Raw genomic sequence first — 23,187 nt, forward strand, 5'->3', positions numbered from 1 at the left:
CAATTAAGCCGCAGTTGGTAATTTTAGCCTACTGCGGTTTTTTTATATTTGAAAATGAAGAATTCTATAGGTGTTTTTGATTCTGGTCTTGGTGGCACTTCAATCTGGAAAGAAATAAAGACATTATTGCCTCAAGAAAGTACTTTGTATCTCGCTGATAGTCAAAATGCACCCTATGGAAATAAATCAAAAGATGAAATTCTTAAATTGTCTATTAAAAACACAGAGCTTTTATTAAGTAAACAATGCAAGCTAATTGTTGTTGCTTGTAATACGGCAACAACTAACGCTATTCAATATCTTAGAGAAAATTATAATGTTCCTTTTATTGGTATTGAACCAGCAATAAAACCAGCAGTATTAAAAACAAAGACAAAAAAAGTCGGAGTTTTAGCAACCAAAGGCACTTTATCTAGTGCTTTATTCCACAATACATCAAAACTATACACCGAGGGCATTGAAATCATAGAGAAGGAGGGAAAAGGTCTCGTTGAATTGATTGAGGCTGGTCAAGTTACATCTTCGAAAATGAGAACCTTGTTACATTCTTACCTGCAGCCAATGTTGGCGGCAAATATAGATTGCTTGGTATTGGGCTGTACCCATTACCCGTATTTAGTTCCATTATTAAAAGAATTACTTCCTAAGCATATTAATATTATTGACTCTGGTACTGCAGTAGCTAAACAAACAAGGAATATTCTTAAAACAAATGATTTATTAAATCAAGAAACTGATGGTTTAGTACGCCATAAATTTTATACCAATGGAGATGCCATAATTTTGAAAGACTTTTTAGGGCTTGGTCAATATGAAGTTTCTAAACTCAATTTTTAAACTGATTTTCTGACATACGTTAAATAACTAAAATCGTATTGATGTTTTTCGTCCTTAGAATAGTGTTCTTCTTTAACCAGGTGCCAAATACTTAAATCTATTTCAGGAAAAAAAGTATCTGCTTCAACTTCGGTGTGCACTCTAGTCAATTCTATTCTTGTTGCATAAGTGAGGGATTGGCGATAAATTTCTCCACCTCCAATGATAAAAGATTTTTCATCATTTTTAACTAGTTCAATCGCATCCGCAATAGTATGAACCAAGGTGCAAGGGAATTTTGGACAATAGCTCTTAGATCTAGTTATTGCTATATGTTCTCTATTAGGTAGTGGTCTCGGGAAACTTTCAAGCGTTTTTCTGCCCATTATAATTTTATGACCAGTTGTTAAGGTTTTAAAACGTTTAAAATCATCAGGTAAATGCCAAGGTAAATCATTATTAATACCTAAAGCGTTATTTTCTGCCGCGGCTGCGATTATTATAATCTCACTCACTCTTTTTTTTTATTGATTTGAGAAATTGGAAAATCGGTTTCTATTTCTTTTTGTAGTTCAGCGATTCTTTCTTTTTGTTTTAATACTAATTTTTCGCGTTGTTTTCTTTCCCAATCTTTTCCCATGAATTGATGAGTAACAAACACATTAAAAGCGTGAATAATAAATAAAAAAGCCCAGGCTGTAATGGCCCAAATAAACCAATCATATTGTTCTTGAAATTTTAAAATTTTATTGATTAAAATCAAAAAAACGCTACCGATTAAAAAAATAACAAAGTGAGAAAATAGACGTTTCTTTTGTTTAACGCGGTTTTGTGCATTTTCAAGCAACTCATGTTGCTCAATAGCCACCTTGCTCTTTTCTTTATTTTTAAAAAACATCTTAATTAGTTCGTTACTATCTTTAACAACAAAGATAACAGATTGAGAAGAACACTTTAATATGGAAAAAATAAGAAAAAAATTCCCTGTACTGCAACAGTATATTTATGCCAATACCGCAGCTACTGGTCTTTTATCAGAAGATTTGTTAGAATGGCGTCAAGAGCATGATTTAGATTACCTGATAGGTGGGAGTATGATGAAGATGAACTCTAACAAATTGCACTCTCAAACTAGAAAGGTGGTCGGTGAGTTTTTTAATTGCCCTTCAGATAATGTCGCCTTAGTACCAAGTTTTACAATCGGGTTAAATATGCTTTTAGAAGGACTTGATAAAAATGAAAAAATATTACTCTTAAAAGGCGACTACCCTTCGCTTAATTGGCCTTTTGAAAGTAGAGGTTTTGATATTCAGTTTGTTGATATTACGCACGATGTCGAAGAACAAATCTTCAATAAGGTCAAAAAAGAATCAATTACTGTATTAGCATTAAGTATGGTTCAATGGTTGAATGGCGTAAAAATAGATTTGGAATTTTTAACTAAATTAAAATCGAGTTTTCCAGAACTGATGATAATAGCTGATGGAACTCAGTTTTTAGGCACTTCAAATTTTGATTTTAGTTCGTCAGCATTAGATATTATAGGGGCAAGCGCCTATAAATGGCTTTTAGCAGGTTTTGGTAATGGGCTTTTACTAATTGACGAAAAGGTTATGCACAGATTTTCTTTAGTTTCCAATGGCTATGGTTCAGGAAGAAATGTGGTTGAGCAAGGTCATAAACGAACTTTTTGTAAGCGACTGGAGCCAGGCCATTTAGACTCTTTAAACTTTGGAAGTCTTGAATTTGGTCTTAATTTTTTATCTGGAATAGGTATGAATACCGTTGATTTAAAAATGAAAGAATTAGCTACTACTGCTAAAGAAATTTTTACCGAATTAGGTCTTTTAGAAAAAAATGTAGTCAATCGAGAACAACATAGTACTATTTTTAATATTAAAGCAAGTCAAGAGGTGTTTACTAAACTAACGCAAGAAAATGTGATTTGCGCACAGCGAGGTGACGGAATCCGAATTAGTTTCCATTTTTACAATACCATAAATGAAATTAAAGCAATTGCAGAAATTCTTAAAAATGCCAACTAATTTAAATTAAAGGACAAATTCAAAGTATTTTATTGCAAAGTCAACATTACATTAAGTTTTTTTTGTCAAATTGATAAATCGTATCTAACCTATTGACTTCTAATGCTTTTATATATTGCTTTGTCATGAATTTAATCATGAAAATTAGTTAGCTATGGCAATCAAAAAGCAATACCTAAAAAGTAAACCTGTTTGTAAAGTAACTTTTACTGTACCAGCTGAAGAAGCAAAAAAAGTTGCTGTTGTTGGAGATTTCAATAACTGGAATCCAAAAGGAAGCACACTTAAAAAATTAAAAAACGGAACTTTCAAAGGAACGTTTGAACTTCCAAAAGAGAACACGTATGAGTTTCGTTATATAGTTGATAGTAACTATATTAATGAAAGTGAAGCTGATCGTTACCAATGGAATGATTACGCAGGCACTGAAAACGCGGTTTTAGAAGTTTAAAAGTAATTAAACCATTGAGGAATTTCTATTCTTCAATGGTTACCCCTTTCCAAAAAGCTACATAGCTTTTAATCGAACGAGCTAACTCACTAGTTTCTGGGTAAAACCAGGCTGCATCTTTATTTTCTTTTCCCTTCACATTTAATGTGTAATACGAGGCAACACCTTTCCAAGGACAGTTAGTTTTGGTTTCACTGCCAATAAAATATTCCTTTTTAATACTATCAGCGGGAAAATAGTGGTTGTTTTCAATAACCACAGTATCCTTACTTTCTGCAATTACCGTATTGTTCCAGATTGCTTTCATAGCTATGCTTTTTTAAAAATGTAGTTTTTATATAGGTTTTCATTATCAGCAAACTGAGCAATAATTTTTAGATTGGCTTGCTCTGATAACCATGTTACAACTTTGTCGTCATACTTTTGAGAAATTTCAGTGTGAATAGTTTCCCAAGCGTCAAAATGTAGTTGTAATTCTAATGCTTTGATAACTACTTCTTGTTTTACTTTTGATACTAAATAACTCTTAGCAGTGCCAGATTCCGGATCATAAACTTCCCAATGTGTGAAATTTTCTAGATTAAAATTACCACCCATCTCTGCATTAATACGGGTTAAGATGTTCTTATTAAAAGCCTCTGTAATTCCGGTTTTATCGTTGTACGCATCTAAAATAGTTTGTGGATTCTTCTTTTGATCAAAACCCATAAAAACCAAGTCTTCTTTGTCTAAAATGGCATGAATTTTTTGTAAAAAATCTATTGCTTGAGGATGCAAAAGATTACCAATATTAGAACCTAAAAAAAGAATTATTTTTCTTTTAGTACTATTTTCATCAATATTTTTAAGTGTTTCGAAATAGGTGCCTTGAAGCGTATTTATGACAACATTAGGCAATTCTGCATTTACCGATTTCTTTAATTGTTCCAGTGCATTTTGACTGATGTCTATTGGTCTGTAATCAAAGTCAATGTTATTTTTGGAAAGATGTTCGAGTAATATTTTAGTTTTTTTTCCATCACCCGCACCTAATTCAAAAAGGCTAAAGTCATTTCCAAATAATGAAGTGATTTTATCTTTATGTTCCGATAGAATATCAAATTCTGTATTGGTTAAATAGTATTCTGGCATAGCCATAATATCTTGAAAAAGCTTATCACCAACTTCATTATAGAAATATTTAGATGATAAAAATTTAGGAAATGCTGTCAAGCCTTCATAAACCTCTTTTTTAAATGTAGTGTTTATTAAAGGTTTTGTTTTTTCTTGCATACTTAATCTGTCGTGATTATTTGGCTAACCTTAATCCGGTAAACTGCCATCTTAAATTGGGTTGAAAAAAATTACGATAGGTATATCGTGTATGTTTATTTGACGTTGCAACTGAACCTCCGCGAAGTACTTTTTGATTGACCATAAATTTACCGTTGTATTCTCCAAGAGCACCATCAGCCTTTTGATATTTCGGATAGGGTAAGTAAGCACTTTCTGTCCATTCCCAACGTTTACCCCATGGAAAAAACTGCTGTGCAATCTCCCATTCAAATTCAGTTGGTATTCTGCAGTTTTTCCATTGTGAAAAGGCAAAAGCTTCGAAATAAGATATATGACAAAGAGGAGCATTTAGAGCTATTCTTTGAAGACCCTGAGCAGTATAATAATACCATACATCATCAATTTGATGCCAGTACATAGGTGTTTTTATATTATTTTGATTAACCCAATCCCAACCTTCGGCATGCCAAAGTTCAAATTTTTTATAACCATTATTCTTAATAAAATCTATGTATTCGCCATTGGTAACTAACTTGTTAGAAATTTCAAAATCATGAAGATAGACTTTGTGAAAACCTAATTCATTGTCATAACAAAAACCTTCAGAATCATGGCCAATCTCGTAAATACCTTCTTCAACAGAAACCCAATCTTGTTCATGATTCTCTATAGGGTTGTCTAAAAAAGTCTCTGAGTATTTTGGTTGTAAAGGATTATTACCTAAAATATATTTGATATCTGTTAATAGCAATTCTTGATGTTGTTTTTCGTGGTGTATACCAATTTCAAGCAGGTCATTTAAATTTTTAGACTGTTCAATTTCAAATAAAGTTTTAATTGCAGCAGTTACGTAACTACGATATTCATAAACTCTTTTAACTGAGGGTCTACTCATATTACCGCGATCGGATCTCACTACTCTTTTTCCAACTGCTTCGTAATAACTGTTGAATACAAAAGAAAAATCATCATCAAAAATTTGATAGTTTTTTAAATGAGCCTTTAAGATGAATTCTTCAAAAAACCATGTGGTATGACCTAAATGCCATTTAGGGGGGCTTACATCCACAATTGGCTGCACAACATAATCTTCAATTTCAAGTGGTTTACAAATAGCTTCTGAATACTGTCGTGTTTCCAGAAAAAAGTCAAGGAGATTATCAATAGCAATCATGCAATCAATTTTACTCTAAATATAAAGAAATGTCAGCGCTCTAACGAGCTCAGGAAGTATTTTTTATGCCATTTGATAAATTGGTAAGCTAAAGCTAAAAGAGGTTCCTTCATTAGGCCTGCTTAGTACTTTTATACTTGCATTATGTAGTTCTATTATCTTTTTTACAATAGCTAATCCAAGCCCAGCACCCTCTTTATTTCTTGCAGTTTTAGTTTGTCTATATCGTTCAAAAATAAGGGCTTGATTTTCTTTTTTAATTCCTGGACCAGAATCTTTAATGGTAATTTCTACATCTTTATTATTTGGTGTAATTATGACGGTTACTCGACCATTTTCAGGCGTAAATTTTAATGCATTATCCATTAAATTTTGTATTGCTCTTTCAACTAAAGAGATATCAGCAAATACTAAAGGAATGCCTGCTCCCATTTCTAGATTTAAATCAATATTTTTTTGATCAGCTAACACTTGATAGTTTCTATGAATATCATTGGCTAGTTCGCTAATTAAAAAGGGTTCCTTTTGTGGCTCAATCTGATTAGCTTCTAGTTTTGAATATTCAAATAATTGAGCAATTAACTTAGAAAGCCTTTCTCCGCTTGAGTTAATCGTTTTTAAGTAATCTAAACGTTCATGTTTTGATAAATCTTCGTCCTTCATTTGAAGGGTTTCTATATATCCTTGGATGATAGATAAAGGAGTACGTAAATCATGAGAGATATTAGCAATAAGCTCTCTACGCAATTTTTCAACGGATTTAATTTTATCTATATCTTCTAATATGGTTTTAGCCATATTATTGTACGTTGTTGTAACTCCGGCCAAATCACTTTTTTCAGCATTCTTAATTCTGTATTCAAGATCTCCTTGTTGAAAACGTTTCGCAGCAAAAACTAATTCTCGTAGGTTTTTAGTCAAGTACCAAACCGATAAAACACCAAGAAGGGCAGCAAAAAACAAGGTAAGTATTGAGGTTCCTAAACCAAGTTTTAGGGCATAGCTTCTAAATAAATTATCTCTTGTTGTAAGATATTCTTCCCCTGCCAGAATAATATAAATATAACCCTCGCTACTGCCTTTGCTGAATTTTGCAGCGGAAAAAACCTTTTTAGATGCCGTGTTTTTTGGATCATCACCAAGAATAAAACTCTGACCCTTATTGCCTATAAATTCTTTGATAGGAAGTAACGATATCTGTTTTTGATTTGTTTTCGGAGCATCATGGTCTAACACTACGGAATATTGTACATGTCCATCCATATCCAATAAGTACACTTCAATTGCACGATTTACCGCCATCATATCATGCATAATGTCGCCAAATAATATTTTATTTATGGCTCCGGTACTATCAATAGGGCTCGCATCAACGAATTTTTCATCAATTAAATCTTGAGCAAGGTTAGCATGTAGTCTTTGCGTTGTCTCATAAAAATATTGGTTTGAAAAGTAAATTGTTGAAATAGTATATCCCAAACCAGCCAATAAAAGAATTGCTAAGAAAGAAAATGTCAACTTTTTTACCAATCGATTAGAAAGTATGTTTGTGCTCATAATTCTTCATTGAATTTGTAACCAACTCCCCAAGTGGTTAATATAAATTTTGGATTGCCCATATCAGGCTCTATTTTGGAACGTAAGCGGTTAATATGAGAGTTTACTGTGTGCTCATAACCTTGAAAGTCATAACCCCATATTAGATTTAATAATTTGGTGCGATCATAACTTTTGCCAGGATTTGTTGATAGAAAAACAAGTAGCTCAAACTCTTTAGGAGAAAGTTCTATTTTAATTCCATCTAGTATTACTTTTCGCATTTCAACATCCACAGATAGATTGTCAAAATGCATTACTTTTTCCTTGGAAGAACCCCCGTCTTCTTTAACTGACATTTTTTGCCTTCTGAAGATGGCTTTAACCCTCGCAATAAATTCACGAACACTGAAGGGTTTTGTAAGATAATCATCAGCACCAACTTCTAGACCCAATACCTTGTCTATCTCTTCCGAACGCGCAGTTAACATCATTATTGGAGATTGAATGTTATTTGCTCTTATTTTTTGACATACTTCTATACCATCCATTTCAGGTAGCATAACATCAAGAATTATTAAATCTGGAATAAGTTCAATTGCTTTTCTTAGACCATCGTCACCTTGGGTAACTTTAGTTACTTCGCAACCTAGGTCTTTCAAATGTATTTCTAACAAATGAATGATTTCTATGTCGTCTTCAATAATCAGTACATTTTTCATGCGATACGAAATAAAGGGTAAAATCTCACGGAAAGTTCACGGTTTTCAATTTAAAACTGCAAATCTTGATTTATAAAGTCGGAATGAGACCAATTTACTTGCACTTATATGTTTAAATAGTTTTAAGTACCTGAAAATCAATTATTAATAAAAGTTGATTTTTGTGTGATACTTCTGTTACAAGTTCAGGGTTTCTTTGAATAAAAATTTTAAACACTAGAAATGATGAACAACTTAAAAACAATTCTAAGTATTTTTTCTTTAGGAATTTTAATGACAGGATGTATTGGAGATTCTGATGATGATGCGACCGTGGTATTGAACGCGGGAACACTTTCAGGAGGCCCTTTCACTTTTGCTGTTGATGGACAGGCCGATATGGTCAGCGGTATTGCTTTAGACGCTTCTGACCTTACGGGAAGTATTCAAAATTACGTAATCACTGATGATCAAAGAAACATTTTGGGTCTACCGCCAACCTTAATGGCCGTTGAGGGTGTTGATTTTGATGGTGCTGGGGTTGGATCTTGTTATATTTATCACATCACCTATGAAGAAGGTTTGAGTGGATTGGAAGCTGGTGAAAACCTTGATGATTTGATAGGTGATTTTGACCTTTCCAATTTTATTGTGGTTAATCGAAATGCACTAAATGCGGGTTCGTTAGCTGGAGGGCCATTTGAATTTTTGGTTGATGGAGTGCCCGATATGGTCAGCGGAATCACTTTAGATGATGCTGAGCTAAATGGCGAAACACAATCTTATGTGATAACTGATGATTTTAAAAACATTTTAGGACTGCCTCCAACTTTAGAAGCAGTTGAAGGTGTAGATTTTGATGGTGCTGGAATAGGTTCTTGCTATATCTATCACCTAACCTATTCTGGAAGTTTAACAGGTTTGGCCATGGGTGAGAATCTTGATGACTTGATGGGGAATTTTAACCTCTCTAATTTTATTGAAGTAAATCGTAATGGATTAAATGCTGGAGTGCTTTCTGGCGGCCCATATACTTTTACCGTTGATGGAACGCCTGATATGGCAACTGGTCTAGCGTTAGATGATAGCGAGGTAACAGGGTCAAACCAAGGTTTTGTCATTACCGATGCTGATTTAAATATTCTTGGTCTACCACCAACTTTAGAAGCTGCCCAAGGAGTTGATTTTGACGGAGCAGGTGTAGGCGTTTGTTTAATATGGCATATTAGTTATGAAGATGGTTTGGTAGGTTTAGAAGCAGGTATGAATGCAGGTAACTTAGATGGATTTTTCGCACTTTCAAATTCTATTACCGTGACTAGGAATGGATTGAACGGTGGTGTTATTTCTGGCGGTCCTTTTGAATTTACTGTTGATGGCATGCCAGATATGGTAACCGGAATTGCTTTGGATGATACCGAATTGACAGGAACAAACCAGACATGGGTAATCACGGATGACCAGAATAATATTTTGGGTCTCCCCCCAATGATAGCCAATGTCGAAGGTGTAGATTTTGACGCTGCTGGAGCAGGTGTTTGTTTGATTTGGCATTTAACTTATGAGGATGGACTTACAGGTTTGATGGCTGGTAACAATGTGTCTGATTTTGAAGGTTTTTATGGACTATCAAACTCAATAACGGTGACTAGAAACCCACTAGATGCAGGAACACTTTCTGGTGGGCCATATACGTTTACAGTGGATGGTACACCTGATATGGTGAGTGGTTTTATGCTAGATGCCACCAATTTAAATGGAACAAACCAAACCTATGTTATTACAGATGATGCAGGAAATATTTTAGGAATACCTCCAACCTTAGAGGCGGTTGAAGGAGTTGATTTTGATGGAGCTGGAGTAGGGATTTGCTACATTTGGCACCTGACCTACGAAGATGGATTAATGGGATTAGCTATGGGGCAAAACGCCAATGATTTAGATGGCTTTTTTGACCTCTCTAATTTTATAACGGTGACAAGACAGTAAAATTGCTATGAAAGAGATACGACTCGTGTAATGAGCTGTTTTTGTTCATTAGTTGAAAGCCCAGATGAAAGTTTGGGCTTTTATTTTTCTATAGTGAAGTGAATAGTTGTTCCTTTATTTTCCTTTGATTCTGCCCAAATAGTGCCATTGTGTAATTCAATAATTCTTAAGCAATTATGAAGTCCAAGACCTATTCCTTCATACTTGTCTCTAGAGTGTAACCTAAAAAAAGGACGAAATATTTGAACTAATTGATGTTCTGGTATTCCAATACCATTATCCTTTACAATGAAATGAAACTTACTATCAGCGTTTGAAGCTGAAATTTCAATATTTGGATTTAAACTAGTTTTTGAGAATTTAATGGCGTTTAAGATGAGGTTTTGAAACAACATCCTTATTTCAGTTTCCTGACCTTTTATTTTTGGTAAAACGGTGATATTAATTTTAGTATTAGTTTCTTTAATTCTTAAAGCAATGTCTTCGAGTACTTCTCTTATAAGTTTATTGCAATCAATATTTTTTTTGGATTGTGTTACTCCAATTTGAACATATTCCGAAACCCTATTTACTAACTGACCCATCCTAGTTGATGATTGATAAATGAACTCAAGCTGATTATTTATTTCTGATTTTGAATTTTTTGAAGTTTTTTCTTTCTTATCTAGTATTTGCTTTGCAAATTCAGAAATATTTCTAACTGGTTCTTGTAAATCGTGGTGCAGAATATCAGTAAATTCCTTAATCTGACGATTTTTATCTTTTAGCTTTTTATTCAATTCGATTAAAGAATCATTTTTTAATTCTAATTTTCTCGTAAATGATTTTGTCTTTTGTTCATCATAAATCACAAAAATTATTGAAAGCCAAATAAGACAGCAAAAGTATACGACAAGCTCATCAAATGGAATGTTGATTTCTTCAAATAATGGACCATAAAGATTAACGTATATTGTCGGTAAAACAAATAAAGAGATTTGTACAAAAAAAGCCCATTTTCTCAGTTTGGGAGTTTTTCTCATTAATAAATGGCTGATAAATATTGAAGTTAATGATGCCAAGGCCTGCGCAAAATATCCTCCAAACAAAAAAATTGCCATTGCGAACCATAAAGGAATTATAAAGGCATTATAAATAGAGTAAAATTTAGAGAAGCTATTGTATTTTATAAATACAGGTAAAAGATATAACCCAGCTACTGATAGTATGAAAATACGTAATCGTTGAGGGTATGATGTAATCGTGATGAAAAATACCAGTAATGCCCCTAAAGCGGATATTAAATGAACGACTTTTAAAACATAATTTAAATTTGTCTTTTTTTTTATAGAGAGCATTTTGAATATGAGGTTTATACCGCGACCACTCCTTTGATATGCGGATGTGGATTATAATCCATAAGGGTGAAATCATCAAAAGTAAAGTCCAAAATATCTTTAACCTCTTGATTTAATACCATTTTCGGTAACGGTCTTGGTTCTCGAGATAATTGAAGTTCAACTTGCTCCATATGGTTGTTATAAATGTGAGCATCACCAAAAGTATGCACAAAATCCCCGGCCTCATAACCGCAAACTTGAGCCATCATCATGGTAAATAAGGCATAAGATGCAATATTAAAGGGTACACCTAAGAAGATGTCTGCGCTTCGTTGGTATAATTGACAGCTCAATTTACCATCTGCGACATAAAATTGAAAGAAAGCATGGCATGGTGGCAATGCAGCCTTACCATTAGCTACATTTTCTGCAAAAGAAACTGAAGTATCAGGTAATACACTTGGGTTCCATGCAGAAACTAACATTCTTCTGCTATTAGGGTTGTTCTTTAAAGTTTGTATAACATCTTCTATTTGGTCAATTTCTTCGCTATTCCAATTGCGCCATTGATGTCCATAAACCGGTCCTAAATCCCCATTTTCATCGGCCCATTCATTCCAGATACGTACACCGTTTTCTTTTAGATAATCAATATTTGTATCACCTTTTAAAAACCAAAGCAATTCATATATTATTGATTTTAAATGTAGTTTTTTGGTAGTTACCATCGGAAAGCCTTCAGATAAATTAAATCTCATTTGGTAGCCAAAAACACTCTTAGTGCCCGTACCTGTTCGGTCTCCTTTTTGGTTTCCGTTTTCTAAAACATGTTGAAGTAAATCGTGATATTGTTTCATAAGGCCCTCTTCCATCTCTCTATTTAGAGAGATACTTAAATTATCTGCTAAAATAAAAGTAATCGTAGTAATTGAATATAAAAAACAGGTTTGGTTATAAACCAGTTATCAACCAATTTTAAGAAGTAACCTTTCCTTTTTGGATAAATCTTTACCCTAAAATCATCCCAGCAATGGTCGCGGAAAGCAAAGAAGCTAAAGAACCACCCAATACAGCTTTCATTCCAAATGCCGAAAGCGTTTTACGCTGACCTGGTGCGAGCGATCCTATACCCCCAATTTGAATTCCGATGGAAGCAAAATTTGCAAAACCACAAAGCATATAAGTTGCCATTATAACTGATTTGTTATAAGTGAAATGAGCGGAGCTTGCCATGTTTTTTAATTCGGCAAGTTGAATATAACCTATGAATTCACTAGCAGCCAATTTTATACCGAGTAATTGACCCATAAGCATTACATCTTCGTTAGCCACTCCAATGAGCCACATTAGGGGCGCGAAAACTGTTCCTAGAATAGCTTCCAATGAAAATTTGTCATAAGGAGAATTTGCAGCAATCCAAGAATTCAAGGAAGTCCAATCACCAATACCACCTAAAATGCCATTGATCATTGCAATAAAAGCTACAAATACAAGTAACATGGCACCTACATTGACAGCCAGTTTAAGTCCCTCTGTTGTTCCATTAGCGATGGCATCCAAAAGATTGGCCCCAATACGTTCTTGTGATACTTTGACATCAGTATTAATAGGTTCTGTTTGCGGGTAAAGAATTTTCGAGATAATTATTGCACCAGGGGCTGCCATTACAGATGCAGCCAACAAATGTTTCGCAAATACTAATCTTAATACAGGGTCATCACCACCTAAAAAACCTATATAAGCTGCGAGTACGGCCCCAGCAACTGTTGCCATACCACCAATCATGACTAATAAGATCTCTGACTTATTCATCTTTTCTAAATAGGCTTTAATTAATAAAGGAGCTTCTGTTTGACCTAAAAATATATTACCTGCTATAGATAAACTTTCTGCTCCGGAGATACCTAAAGATTTAGTTAACAACCAGGCCAGCCATTTAACAACCTTTTGAATTACACCTAAATAAAACAAGACAGAAGTTAATGCTGAAAAGAAAATAATTGTAGGGAGCACTTGAAAAGCAAATATGTAACCGAAGGTATCCATATCCACCACTAACCCTTCAAATAAAAATTGACTTCCTGCTCTAGTAAAATCTAATATATTGACAAATACTTGACCAATGGCCTCGAAAATTGATTGTACAAAAGGGATTTTCAGAACACCAATTGCGATAATGACTTGAATTCCTAAACCAATACCAACAGTTTTCCAGTTGATTGCTTTTCTATTTGAACTAAATAAAAATGCTATCAGAATAAGAACCGCCATACCTAAGGCACCACGACCTAACGTGGATAAGGTAAAACCCTGATTAGGTACTAATTCTGAAGATGTTTGATTAGTAACAAAAGTTTCCACAAGTGTTTGTAATTCTTCACTTGGTGGAGCAGTTTGCGCTGAAACTTGAATTGATAACAAACAAATAATAAGAAAAATCCAAATCTTAGCAGATTTCATAAAAAGTTGGGAATTAATTTCTTTTGGATATCTCATCTCGAAGCTTAGCGGCTTTTTCGTAATCTTCATTCGCTACAGCCTTATCTAACTCTTTATAAAGTTCATCAATATTCATTTCACGATATCCATCACCAGCTCCTGATTCTATGGCAACTGTTTCACCTTCCTGCAAAATTTCATCTACTACAATACTATCACTACTATCTTCATCTTCACTTTCCTTTGAAGAAAATTTTAAGAAAATACCTGCCTTATCTAAGATAGTTTTATACGTAAATATTGGTGCATCAAAACGAAGTGCTAATGCAATTGCATCACTAGTTCGGGCATCAATAATTTCTTCAACTTTATCTCGCTCACAAATAACACTGGAGTAAAACACGCCATCCACTAGTTTATGAATAATAACTTGTTTGACAACAATATCATATCTATCAGCAAAGTTTTTAAATAAATCGTGAGTTAAAGGCCGCGGTGGTCTTATTTCCTTCTCTAATGCAATCGCTATCGACTGAGCTTCAAAAGCACCAATAACTATTGGGAGTTTGCGGTCACCTTCTACTTCATTCAAAATTAGGGCATAAGCACCATTTTGTGTTTGGCTGTATGAAATCCCCTTAATTTTTAATCGAACTAAACTCATAAATATCCTGCTATAACATAAAAAAGCTGTTCAAATAAGTGGCAATGACAATTATTTGAACAGCCGCTTCAAAGAAGCAAATTAACAAAATTTAAGCGTTCTGTGCTTTAAATTCTTTTAATTTTTCAATGAGTTCTGGAACCACTTCAAAGGCGTCGCCAACGATACCATAGTCCGCTGCTTTAAAGAAGGGAGCTTCGGCATCATTATTTATTACAACCTTAGTTTTTGAAGAGCTAACGCCAGCCAGATGCTGAATAGCTCCAGATATTCCAATAGCAATGTAAAGATTACTCGCCACAGGTTTTCCGGTTTGGCCAACATGCTCACCATGAGGTCTCCAGCCTAAATCTGAAACTGGTTTTGAACAAGCTGTTGCAGCGCCTAATATATCTGCTAATTCTTCAACCATTCCCCAGTTTTCTGGCCCTTTTAATCCTCTACCGGCTGAAACAACGATATCAGCGTCTGCAATCGTTGCTTTACCGACAACTTTATCAATTTCTATTGATTTCGCGCCAAAATCATTTTCATTAATATTTGCAGCAAATGCCTCCACTGTGGCAGAGGTTTCATTCTCAACAATTCCGAAGGCGTTATTTGAGACTCCAATAATTTTTGTTTCTGCACTAATTTCGGTATGTGCAAAACCCTTGTTACTAAAAGCAGTTCTCTTAACCACAAATGGTGCAGTACTTTCAGGGGCTGCCACCACATTTGGAACATAACCTGCATTTAGTTTTGCAGCTAAAATTCCACCTAAAAATTTACTATCCGCACTAGAACTCAAAATGACAACTTTAGCTCCCTCTGCTGCCGCTGCTTGAGCAATAGCAGATGCGTAAGCCTTCGCATTGAAAGTTGTAAGTGAATCGTCTTTAACTTCTAGTACTTTGCTTGCTCCGTAAAGGCCTAGGCTACCATTGTTATCTGCATTGATTGAAATTGCAGTTACTGTCTCTCCCATTTGTTGGGCAATTTCAAATGCAAAAGAAACTGCTTCTTGAGCATTCTTTTTAAAATTACCTTTTTCTGATTCTGTATAAACTAGTACTGACATATCTTTAGATTACTTTAGCTTCATTATGTAATAACTCAATCAACTCAACAATATTACCAGCATCAACTAGTTTTACTGGTCCTTTAGCGGCTGGTTTTTCAAACTTAATATCTTGTGTTGGTGAAGGAGCATCGACAGGATCAATTACATTTAGAACCTTTTTACGAGCCATCATGATACCGCGCATGTTTGGTATGCGTAAATCACTTTCTTCTACCAAACCTTTTTGGCCACCAATGACTAGGGGTAGTGAAGTTTCAATAGTTTCTTTTCCTCCGTCAATTTCTCTAGTTGCTTTAGCTGAACTACCGTCTACTTCTAATGAAATGCAAGTATTGACAAAGTTCATATCTAATAAAGTTGCTAAGATACCTGGTACCATGCCACCGTTATAATCAATAGATTCTCTTCCAGCAATAACTAAATCATATCCACCATTCTTTACAACTTCAGCAAGTTGTCTCGCTACAAAAAAACCATCTTTAGGTTCAGCGTTAATTCGAATGGCTTCATCAGCTCCAATCGCTAGCGCTTTTCTAATTGTAGGTTCAGTTTGAGCACCACCAACAGTGGCTACATGAACTACTGCTTGCTGTTTTTCTTTAAACCACATCGCTCTGGTTAATCCAAATTCGTCATTTGGGTTAATAACGAATTGAACACCATTGGTGTCAAATTGCGTATCGCCTTCAGTAAAGTTAATTTTTGAAGTCGTGTCAGGGACATTACTAATACAAACTAAAATCTTCATTTGTTGTTTTAATTTTGGAGCGTAAAGATAGCTATAAATTCTCAAATTTACTATGCATGCATAGTAAAATTTTGTTCTTTTTTTGATTTTTTAGCTGTAATGATTCCTTTATTATTTGCTATTTTTGCTTGCGTTTTAAATTTCAAAACCCAATTACACTTCAATAGAATATGAAGACACTACAATTTAGACAGGCTATATGTGAGGCGATGTCAGAAGAGATGAGAACTGATGATTCCATTTATTTAATGGGTGAGGAAGTAGCTGAGTACAATGGTGCTTATAAGGCATCAAAAGGTATGTTAGATGAGTTTGGTGCTGAACGTGTTATTGACACCCCAATTTCCGAGCTTGGTTTTGCTGGAGTTGGCGTTGGATCGGCCATGTTAGGTAATAGACCAATTATAGAGTTTATGACTTTTAACTTTGCCTTGGTTGGTATTGATCAAATTATCAATAATGCCGCCAAAATTAGACAAATGTCTGGCGGGCAGTTACCATGTCCAATAGTATTTAGAGGCCCAACGGCTTCTGCAGGTCAACTGGCAGCAACACATTCGCAGGCTTTTGAAAGCTGGTATGCTAATTGCCCTGGTTTAAAAGTAGTAGTGCCTTCAAACCCAGCTGATGCAAAGGGCTTATTAAAGGCCTCTATACGTGATAATGACCCAGTAATTTTTATGGAGTCTGAACAAATGTATGGTGATAAAGGAGATGTGCCTGAGGGTGATTATACCATCCCTTTAGGTGTTGCCGATATTAAACGTGAAGGAAAAGATGTAACTATTGTTTCTTTTGGGAAGATTATAAAAGAAGCCTATAAAGCTGCTGATGAATTAGAAAAAGAAGGCATTAGTTGTGAAATAATCGATTTAAGAACTGTTAGGCCAATGGATATTGATTCTATTGTTAATTCAGTTAAAAAGACAAATAGATTGGTAATCTTAGAAGAAGCATGGCCTTTTGGTAATGTTTCTACCGAAATTATTTATCATGTTCAAGACAAAGCGTTTGATTATTTGGATGCTCCAGTGGTAAAAATAAATACGGCAGATACTCCTGCACCTTATTCACCAGTACTTTTAGCTGAATGGTTACCGAACAGTAGTGATGTCGTTAAGGGCGTTAAGAAAGTGTTATATAAGGACTAAATAGCAAATTGTAAGTTATATTAGCCTTGTCGATTAAAATCGGCAAGGCTTTTTTTTAAGGAATAGTTTTTGATAGAAAATTACTTTTAAAATCAAATTGACCACATTGAATTGAAAACTTTTAAGATTTTCATTTTAATACGACATATCAAAACATGAAGAAGTTCCTATTCACTCTTTTTCTTTTAGTAGTTGTTATTGTTCATTCGCAATCAAAAGTGAGTGGTATTATTCTTGATGAATATGATGCCCCAGTAGCTTTTGCGAATATTGTTTTTAAGAATTCATCAGAAGGAACAATTACCAATGATAATGGGAGATTTTACCTAGAGGCCGATAGTACTTATGATACTTTAATAGTCTCTTTTATAGGGTATGATACTCAAGAGATTGTACTGGATAAAAAAGTAAATTATGATATGAAAATTATCATGGTTGAATCTACGGAACAATTAGATGAGGTTATTGTTTACACCGGTAAGCAATCCAAGAAAAATAATCCAGCGATAGACATTCTTAAAAAAATATGGGCTAAAAAAAGGGAAAACGGCGTTCGAAAGTTTAAAAGCTATGACTACGATAAGTATGAGAAAATTGAGTTTGATTTAAATACTATCGATAGTGCTTTAATAAAAAGTAAGGTTTTTAAAGGGATGGAATTTGTTTTTAATGATTTGGATACTTCTAGAATAACTGGTAAAACTTATCTCCCAATCTTTTTAAATGAAGTTTCTTCAAAAATTTATGGTAATAATGAATTTGAACTGGAGAAAGAAGAGGTTCTGGGAAATAAAAACTCGGGTTTTGGTGGCAATCAAGCTATTACTGCTTTTGTTGAAGATTTATACACTGATTATGATATATATAACAACTATTTAAAATTCTTTGATAAGAGTTTTACAAGTCCTTTATCAAAAACAGGAGTTGATACCTATAATTACGTTTTATCAGATAGTACTTATATTGATAACAAATGGTGTTACAATATCATTTACTATCCACGTAGAAAAAATGAACTTACCTTTAAAGGAGATTTTTGGGTCAATGACACCACTTTTGCCATTAAAAAAATCAATATGGAGGTTACCAAAAGTGCCAACATTAATTGGGTAAAAGAGATTTATATTGAACAAGATTTTGATGTGATAAGTGATTCTGTATTCTTACTCAAGCGGGATTATATGTTAAGTGATTTTGCCTTCTCTAAAAAAGAGAAATCAAAAGGTGTATATGGTAAACGAACTACGGTTTATGACAATTATATTTTTAACGTAAAGCATCCAGAATCTTTTTATAAATCAGTCTCCGATCCATATGACACCAATGTTTTTCAACGCGATAGTATCTTTTGGAAGAACGCCCGTTTAGAAAGTTTAAATGAAGATGAAGCTGGGATTTTCAAGTTGTTAGATACTTTAAAAACAGTTCCAAAGTTTAATACTTTTTATAACGTAGCCAGTATTTTGGCCTCGGGTTATGTTGAAATTGACAAGTGGAATCTTGATATTGGAGACCTGTACAGCACATTTGGTTTTAATGATGCCGAAGGAATAAGAGTGAGAGCTGGTGCAAGAACATTTTTTAGTCAGAATGATCCATGGAGAATTGAAGCTTATACGGCATACGGCTTTACCGACAAAAAGTTCAAACACGGACTTTCTGGCAAGTTTATGTTAGACAGAAAAAGTAGGCTGATTTTATCTGGTGGCCATAGGCGGGATGTTGAGCAACTTGGAATAAGCCTAACGAGCACGAATGATGTGCTTGGCAGAAGTATAGCATCGTCAGCGCTAGTCTCCGTGGGTAATAACAATAGGTTGACTAGTATTAATTTAGGGGTTATTAATCTTGAAATGGAGCCTGTCAAAAACTTCAGATTCTCTTTAGGTAGTTCTTTCAGAACTTTAAGCTCAGCACTACCAGAAGATTTTAGTTTAGATTATATAGATGAAGATTCACCTACCGGTATATCTTCAGAAATAAAGCAATTTGATATTAATACCACCATAATTTACACACCAGGTAAAAAAACTATTGGATATGGTGTGGAACGGTATGATGTTAATGAGAATTACAGTACGCTTTTATTGAATTGCACCGTTGGGTTGAGTGAGTTTTTAGAAAGTGATTTTGATTATCAAAGATTACAGTTTTCATATACGCAGCCATGGCAATTAGGAGGTTTTGGCCGTTTGACCAGTACAGTGGAGTTAGGTAAAACTTTCGGTGAAGTTCCATTGGGTCTATTGAGTGTGGTACCTGGTAATCAAACTTTGTTTTCACTATATAATACTTTTCCAAACCTCGACTTTTATGAGTTTGTAACTGATACCTATGCTACTTTGCATTTAGAACATAATTTTAATGGGCGTCTTTTTTCGAGAATTCCTTTTTTGAGAAAACTCAATCTTCGTGAAATAGTAGGATTACGAGGTGCCTGGGGTACAATTTCTGATGAGAATATTGCTTTGAGTGCACCCACAAACATTCCGTTGTTAGCACCAAGTGATGAAATCTACTGGGAGTATTCACTAGGGATAGGTAATATTTTTAAAATCTTTAGAATTGATTTTAATTTTAGAGGAAATTATTTAGAGAATCCCGATGCTCGAGCCTTTGGTGTCACCGGAACATTCGGATTTAATTTTTAGTTAATGTATCGGAAGCAATTAAGGGGTATTTTAGCCGTTTATACCCAATTAAGAACTATAAATAGTTGTAATGTCAAAGAAAAAAGAAGAAGTAACTTTTGATGTTTTAATAGAGATACCAAAAGGAAGTAGAAATAAATATGAATACGATTTTACCTTAAATAAAATTCGTTTTGATAGAACATTGTTTTCATCAATGATGTATCCTGGTGACTATGGTTTTGTTCCAGAAACTTTGGCTTTAGACCATGATCCACTTGATGTTTTGGTAATGACCACAGAACCGACATATCCAATGGTAGTGATGGAGGTAAAACCAATCGGGGTTTTTCATATGACCGATGAAAAAGGCCCAGATGAAAAAATTATCTGTGTACCGGTAAATGATCCAGTTTGGAATAAAAAGGATGACATCAATGATATAAACCCTCATCGTATTAAAGAGATTGAGCATTTTTTTAAGGTCTATAAAGATTTAGAGGAAAAAAAGGTCGATACTGGTGGTTGGGGCGATGCCAAAGAGGCAATTGAAATTTATCATGAGTGCGTAAAACGCTACGATGAAAGTGAGCATAAACTGAAGCGCACATTTATGATTTAATCAATTCTTTGTATTTGATTTTAAGCATTCCGCAATTTTCGGGATGCTTTTTTTATTAGTGGCTATTTTACTACATTTGCTGGCATTAAAAATTTCTTAAAAAACTCATAATTAACTAACAACTATGGAATTAATCGTAAAGTTTTTACCTGCCTTCGGAGTTTTGGCCCTATTGTACGTTTTTATTAAAAGCGGATGGGTATCAAAGCAAGAAGTTGGTGACGCTAAAATGGCAAGAATCGCCAAAAATATTGCAGATGGTGCAATGTCTTTCTTAAAAGCGGAATACAAGATATTGAGCATCTTCGTTGTTGCTGTGGCAATTCTATTATTCTTTAAAGGAACAAGTGAAGAAGGATCTAACGGAATGGTCGCTGTATCATTTATTGTAGGTGCTATTTGTTCAGCTTTAGCTGGCTTCATCGGAATGAAAGTGGCAACCAAAGCGAATGTTCGTACAACGAATGCTGCTAGAACTTCATTGGGTAAAGCTTTAGAAGTGGCTTTTGCTGGTGGTGCTGTAATGGGTCTTGGTGTTGTAGGTCTTGGTGTTTTAGGCCTTAGCGGACTTTTTATGATATATAGTGGACAAGGTTGGGAGCTTGGTGAAGTATTGAATGTACTATCTGGTTTCTCTCTTGGAGCATCTTCAATTGCATTATTTGCTCGTGTTGGTGGTGGTATTTATACCAAAGCTGCTGATGTTGGTGCTGACCTAGTTGGTAAAGTAGAAGCTGGTATTCCTGAAGATCACCCTTTGAACCCTGCAACAATTGCAGATAACGTTGGTGACAACGTAGGTGATGTTGCTGGTATGGGAGCTGACCTTTTTGAATCTTATGTTGGGTCTATAATAGGTACTATGGTTCTTGGCGCTGCGTTTGTTGGAATGGACGTATTTAAAGCTGATGGTTTTGATGGTTTAAGTGCAGTTTACCTTCCATTGGTGCTTGCTGCTATAGGAATTATTATGTCCATAATAGGTACCTTTTTTGTAAAAGTTAAAGATGGTGGTAACCCACAAACCGCTTTAAATATTGGTGAATTTGGGTCTGCTTTCTTAATGTTAATTGCTTCTTATTTTATCATCACAAACATGTTACCAGAAAGCTGGATATTCGGTGGTGAAACATACGGAGCAATGGGTGTTTTCTGGGCAGTACTTGCTGGTTTAGTTGCTGGTCTTGCCGTAGGTAAAGTAACAGAATATTATACAGGTACAGGTACAAAACCAGTAACTTCAATTGTACGTCAGTCTGAAACAGGAGCTGCAACAAACATTATTGCTGGTTTAGGCGTAGGTATGATGTCTACTATGTTTCCTATTATTCTAATTGCTGCTGCAATTTTAGTTTCTCATCATTTTGCTGGTCTTTATGGTATTGCAATTGCTGCGGTGGGAATGTTAGCAAACACTGGTATCCAACTAGCCGTTGATGCTTACGGGCCTATTTCTGATAATGCTGGTGGTATTGCTGAAATGGCAGAATTAGAACCAGAAGTAAGAGAGCGTACTGATAAATTAGATGCTGTTGGTAATACTACAGCTGCGATTGGTAAAGGTTTTGCAATTGCTTCAGCAGCCTTAACGGCATTAGCATTATTTGCTGCTTTCATGCAAACTGCCAATGTTACTGCTATTGATGTTTCAAAACCAACAGTTATGGCTGGTTTGCTAGTAGGGGGTATGTTACCATTTGTTTTCTCTGCCCTTTCTATGAATGCGGTTGGTAGAGCTGCGATGGCAATGATTGAAGAAGTTCGTCGTCAGTTTAGAGATATTCCTGAATTAAAGGCTGCGTTGGAAGTTATGAGAGATGTTGATTCAGATATGTCTAAAGCTACACCAGAACAAAGAGCAACTTTTGATGCTGCTGATGGTTTAGCTGAATATGATAAGTGTGTTGATATTTCAACCAAAGCTTCTATTAAAGAAATGGTATTACCAGGTTTATTAGCAATCGCTGTGCCTGTAGCTGTTGGATTTATTGGTGGTGCAGAAATGTTAGGTGGTCTATTGGCAGGTGTTACTACTTGTGGTGTATTAATGGCAATCTTTCAGTCTAACGCTGGTGGTGCGTGGGATAATGCAAAGAAAACTATCGAAAGTGACGGTAAAAAAGGTTCTGATGCCCACAAAGCCGCTGTTGTTGGTGATACTGTAGGTGATCCATTTAAAGATACTTCAGGTCCTTCGTTAAACATCTTATTGAAATTAATGTCGGTTGTAGCTTTGGTAATTGCACCAAGTATCGCAATTAGCGCAGATAGCATGATGGCTTATAATCAAGAAAAAGTTGCTACAGAGGTTGTTGAAAAACAAATGGAACAACAAATTCGTGTTGAAGTGAGCAATGTTGAAGATGGTTCTTTCAAAGCTGTTGTTACTTCAACTGCTACTTCTAATGGAGAAGTGGTAACAGAAACAGTAAAAGAATTTACTGGAGCTACTAAAGAAGAGGTAAAAACTCAAGTAGAGGCTTATAATAAGTCTATTACGATAGAATAAGTTTGGCTAGACCTTCCGAATTAATCGGAAGGTCCTCCAACCAACCAAAACCTGT

Annotated in this window: 21 protein-coding genes; 8 read left to right on the forward strand and 13 right to left on the reverse strand. The window is 34.8% G+C overall.

Annotation, left to right across the window (positions count from 1 at the left end; translation table 11 throughout):
• Positions 1-54 precede the first annotated feature (54 nt).
• Positions 55-837 (forward strand): glutamate racemase, encoded by a 783-nt coding sequence (gene murI / locus RM520_RS05610; RefSeq protein WP_311387263.1) that lies wholly within the window; start codon positions 55-57, stop codon positions 835-837.
• Here the strand turns inward: murI and RM520_RS05615 are convergent.
• Together RM520_RS05615 and RM520_RS05620 are read right to left on the reverse strand one after the other, a co-directional pair.
• Complete coding sequence (locus RM520_RS05615; protein WP_311387264.1) at positions 834-1,331, reverse strand: dihydrofolate reductase; 498 nt, start codon at positions 1,329-1,331, stop codon at positions 834-836. The genes murI and RM520_RS05615 overlap by 4 nt on opposite strands.
• On the reverse strand, positions 1,328-1,714 hold the full coding sequence (locus RM520_RS05620) for a 2TM domain-containing protein (protein ID WP_311384722.1): 387 nt from the start codon (positions 1,712-1,714) through the stop codon (positions 1,328-1,330). Before RM520_RS05620 ends, RM520_RS05615 begins: the two co-directional genes overlap by 4 nt.
• 61 nt (positions 1,715-1,775) lie before the next feature.
• Between RM520_RS05620 and RM520_RS05625 the strand changes: the two genes are divergently transcribed.
• On the forward strand, positions 1,776-2,861 hold the full coding sequence (locus tag RM520_RS05625) for an aminotransferase class V-fold PLP-dependent enzyme (RefSeq protein ID WP_311384723.1): 1,086 nt from the start codon (positions 1,776-1,778) through the stop codon (positions 2,859-2,861).
• Positions 2,862-3,015: 154 nt separating this feature from the next.
• The gene (locus RM520_RS05630; protein ID WP_311384724.1) at positions 3,016-3,312 is read left to right on the forward strand and encodes an isoamylase early set domain-containing protein; all 297 of its coding nucleotides are present in this window, start codon (positions 3,016-3,018) and stop codon (positions 3,310-3,312) included.
• 25 nt (positions 3,313-3,337) lie between these two features.
• On the opposite strand, the gene RM520_RS05635 is transcribed toward RM520_RS05630, so the two are convergent.
• From RM520_RS05635 to RM520_RS05655, 5 genes are all read right to left on the reverse strand, one after another.
• Positions 3,338-3,619 (reverse strand): DUF427 domain-containing protein, encoded by a 282-nt coding sequence (locus RM520_RS05635; protein WP_311384725.1) that lies wholly within the window; start codon positions 3,617-3,619, stop codon positions 3,338-3,340.
• 2 nt (positions 3,620-3,621) lie between these two features.
• On the reverse strand, positions 3,622-4,584 hold the full coding sequence (locus RM520_RS05640; RefSeq protein ID WP_311387265.1) for an L-histidine N(alpha)-methyltransferase: 963 nt from the start codon (positions 4,582-4,584) through the stop codon (positions 3,622-3,624).
• Between the two features lie 16 nt (positions 4,585-4,600).
• A complete protein-coding gene (egtB, locus tag RM520_RS05645) occupies positions 4,601-5,761 on the reverse strand; it encodes an ergothioneine biosynthesis protein EgtB (protein WP_311387266.1) in 1,161 nt (386 codons plus the stop codon).
• A 63-nt stretch (positions 5,762-5,824) separates the two neighbouring features.
• A complete protein-coding gene (locus tag RM520_RS05650) occupies positions 5,825-7,318 on the reverse strand; it encodes a sensor histidine kinase (RefSeq protein ID WP_311384728.1) in 1,494 nt (497 codons plus the stop codon).
• Positions 7,315-8,019: a response regulator transcription factor gene (locus RM520_RS05655; protein WP_311387267.1), complete on the reverse strand. Its 705-nt coding sequence runs from the start codon at positions 8,017-8,019 to the stop codon at positions 7,315-7,317. The genes RM520_RS05650 and RM520_RS05655 overlap by 4 nt, the downstream gene beginning before the upstream one ends.
• A 222-nt stretch (positions 8,020-8,241) precedes the next feature.
• On the opposite strand from RM520_RS05655, the gene RM520_RS05660 reads away from it, so the two are divergent.
• Positions 8,242-9,987 carry a hypothetical protein gene (locus RM520_RS05660; protein ID WP_311387268.1) on the forward strand — a complete coding sequence of 582 codons (1,746 nt, stop codon included), beginning with the start codon at positions 8,242-8,244 and terminating at the stop codon, positions 9,985-9,987.
• 80 nt (positions 9,988-10,067) lie between these two features.
• Here the strand turns inward: RM520_RS05660 and RM520_RS05665 are convergent, their stop codons facing one another.
• From RM520_RS05665 to RM520_RS05690, 6 genes are all read right to left on the reverse strand, one after another.
• On the reverse strand, positions 10,068-11,324 hold the full coding sequence (locus RM520_RS05665; RefSeq protein ID WP_311387269.1) for a sensor histidine kinase: 1,257 nt from the start codon (positions 11,322-11,324) through the stop codon (positions 10,068-10,070).
• A gap of 14 nt (positions 11,325-11,338) precedes the next feature.
• Positions 11,339-12,163 carry a thymidylate synthase gene (locus RM520_RS05670; protein ID WP_311387395.1) on the reverse strand — a complete coding sequence of 275 codons (825 nt, stop codon included), beginning with the start codon at positions 12,161-12,163 and terminating at the stop codon, positions 11,339-11,341.
• Between the two features lie 151 nt (positions 12,164-12,314).
• Complete coding sequence (locus RM520_RS05675) at positions 12,315-13,766, reverse strand: NupC/NupG family nucleoside CNT transporter (protein WP_311387270.1); 1,452 nt, start codon at positions 13,764-13,766, stop codon at positions 12,315-12,317.
• A 13-nt stretch (positions 13,767-13,779) separates the two neighbouring features.
• Positions 13,780-14,409 carry a bifunctional nuclease family protein gene (locus RM520_RS05680; RefSeq protein ID WP_311387271.1) on the reverse strand — a complete coding sequence of 210 codons (630 nt, stop codon included), beginning with the start codon at positions 14,407-14,409 and terminating at the stop codon, positions 13,780-13,782.
• 91 nt (positions 14,410-14,500) lie between these two features.
• Entirely contained in the window at positions 14,501-15,469 is a 969-nt protein-coding gene (locus tag RM520_RS05685) for an electron transfer flavoprotein subunit alpha/FixB family protein (protein ID WP_311387272.1), read from the reverse strand.
• 4 nt (positions 15,470-15,473) lie between these two features.
• Positions 15,474-16,220: an electron transfer flavoprotein subunit beta/FixA family protein gene (locus RM520_RS05690; protein ID WP_311387273.1), complete on the reverse strand. Its 747-nt coding sequence runs from the start codon at positions 16,218-16,220 to the stop codon at positions 15,474-15,476.
• Positions 16,221-16,390: 170 nt separating this feature from the next.
• On the opposite strand from RM520_RS05690, the gene RM520_RS05695 reads away from it, so the two are divergent.
• The 4 genes from RM520_RS05695 to RM520_RS05710 all read left to right on the forward strand — a co-directional run bounded on the left by RM520_RS05695 (position 16,391) and on the right by RM520_RS05710 (position 23,132).
• A complete protein-coding gene (locus RM520_RS05695) occupies positions 16,391-17,371 on the forward strand; it encodes a pyruvate dehydrogenase complex E1 component subunit beta (RefSeq protein WP_311384736.1) in 981 nt (326 codons plus the stop codon).
• Between the two features lie 155 nt (positions 17,372-17,526).
• Positions 17,527-20,022 (forward strand): DUF5686 family protein, encoded by a 2,496-nt coding sequence (locus RM520_RS05700; protein WP_311387274.1) that lies wholly within the window; start codon positions 17,527-17,529, stop codon positions 20,020-20,022.
• Positions 20,023-20,092: 70 nt separating this feature from the next.
• Entirely contained in the window at positions 20,093-20,623 is a 531-nt protein-coding gene (locus RM520_RS05705) for an inorganic diphosphatase (protein ID WP_311384738.1), read from the forward strand.
• Positions 20,624-20,747: 124 nt separating this feature from the next.
• Positions 20,748-23,132, forward strand: a complete 2,385-nt coding sequence (locus tag RM520_RS05710) for a sodium-translocating pyrophosphatase (protein WP_311387275.1) — start codon at positions 20,748-20,750, stop codon at positions 23,130-23,132.
• The last annotated feature ends 55 nt before the right edge of the window (positions 23,133-23,187 follow it).

Source organism: Croceitalea vernalis (assembly GCF_031846405.1).
Classification (GTDB): Bacteria; Bacteroidota; Bacteroidia; order Flavobacteriales; family Flavobacteriaceae; genus Croceitalea; species Croceitalea vernalis.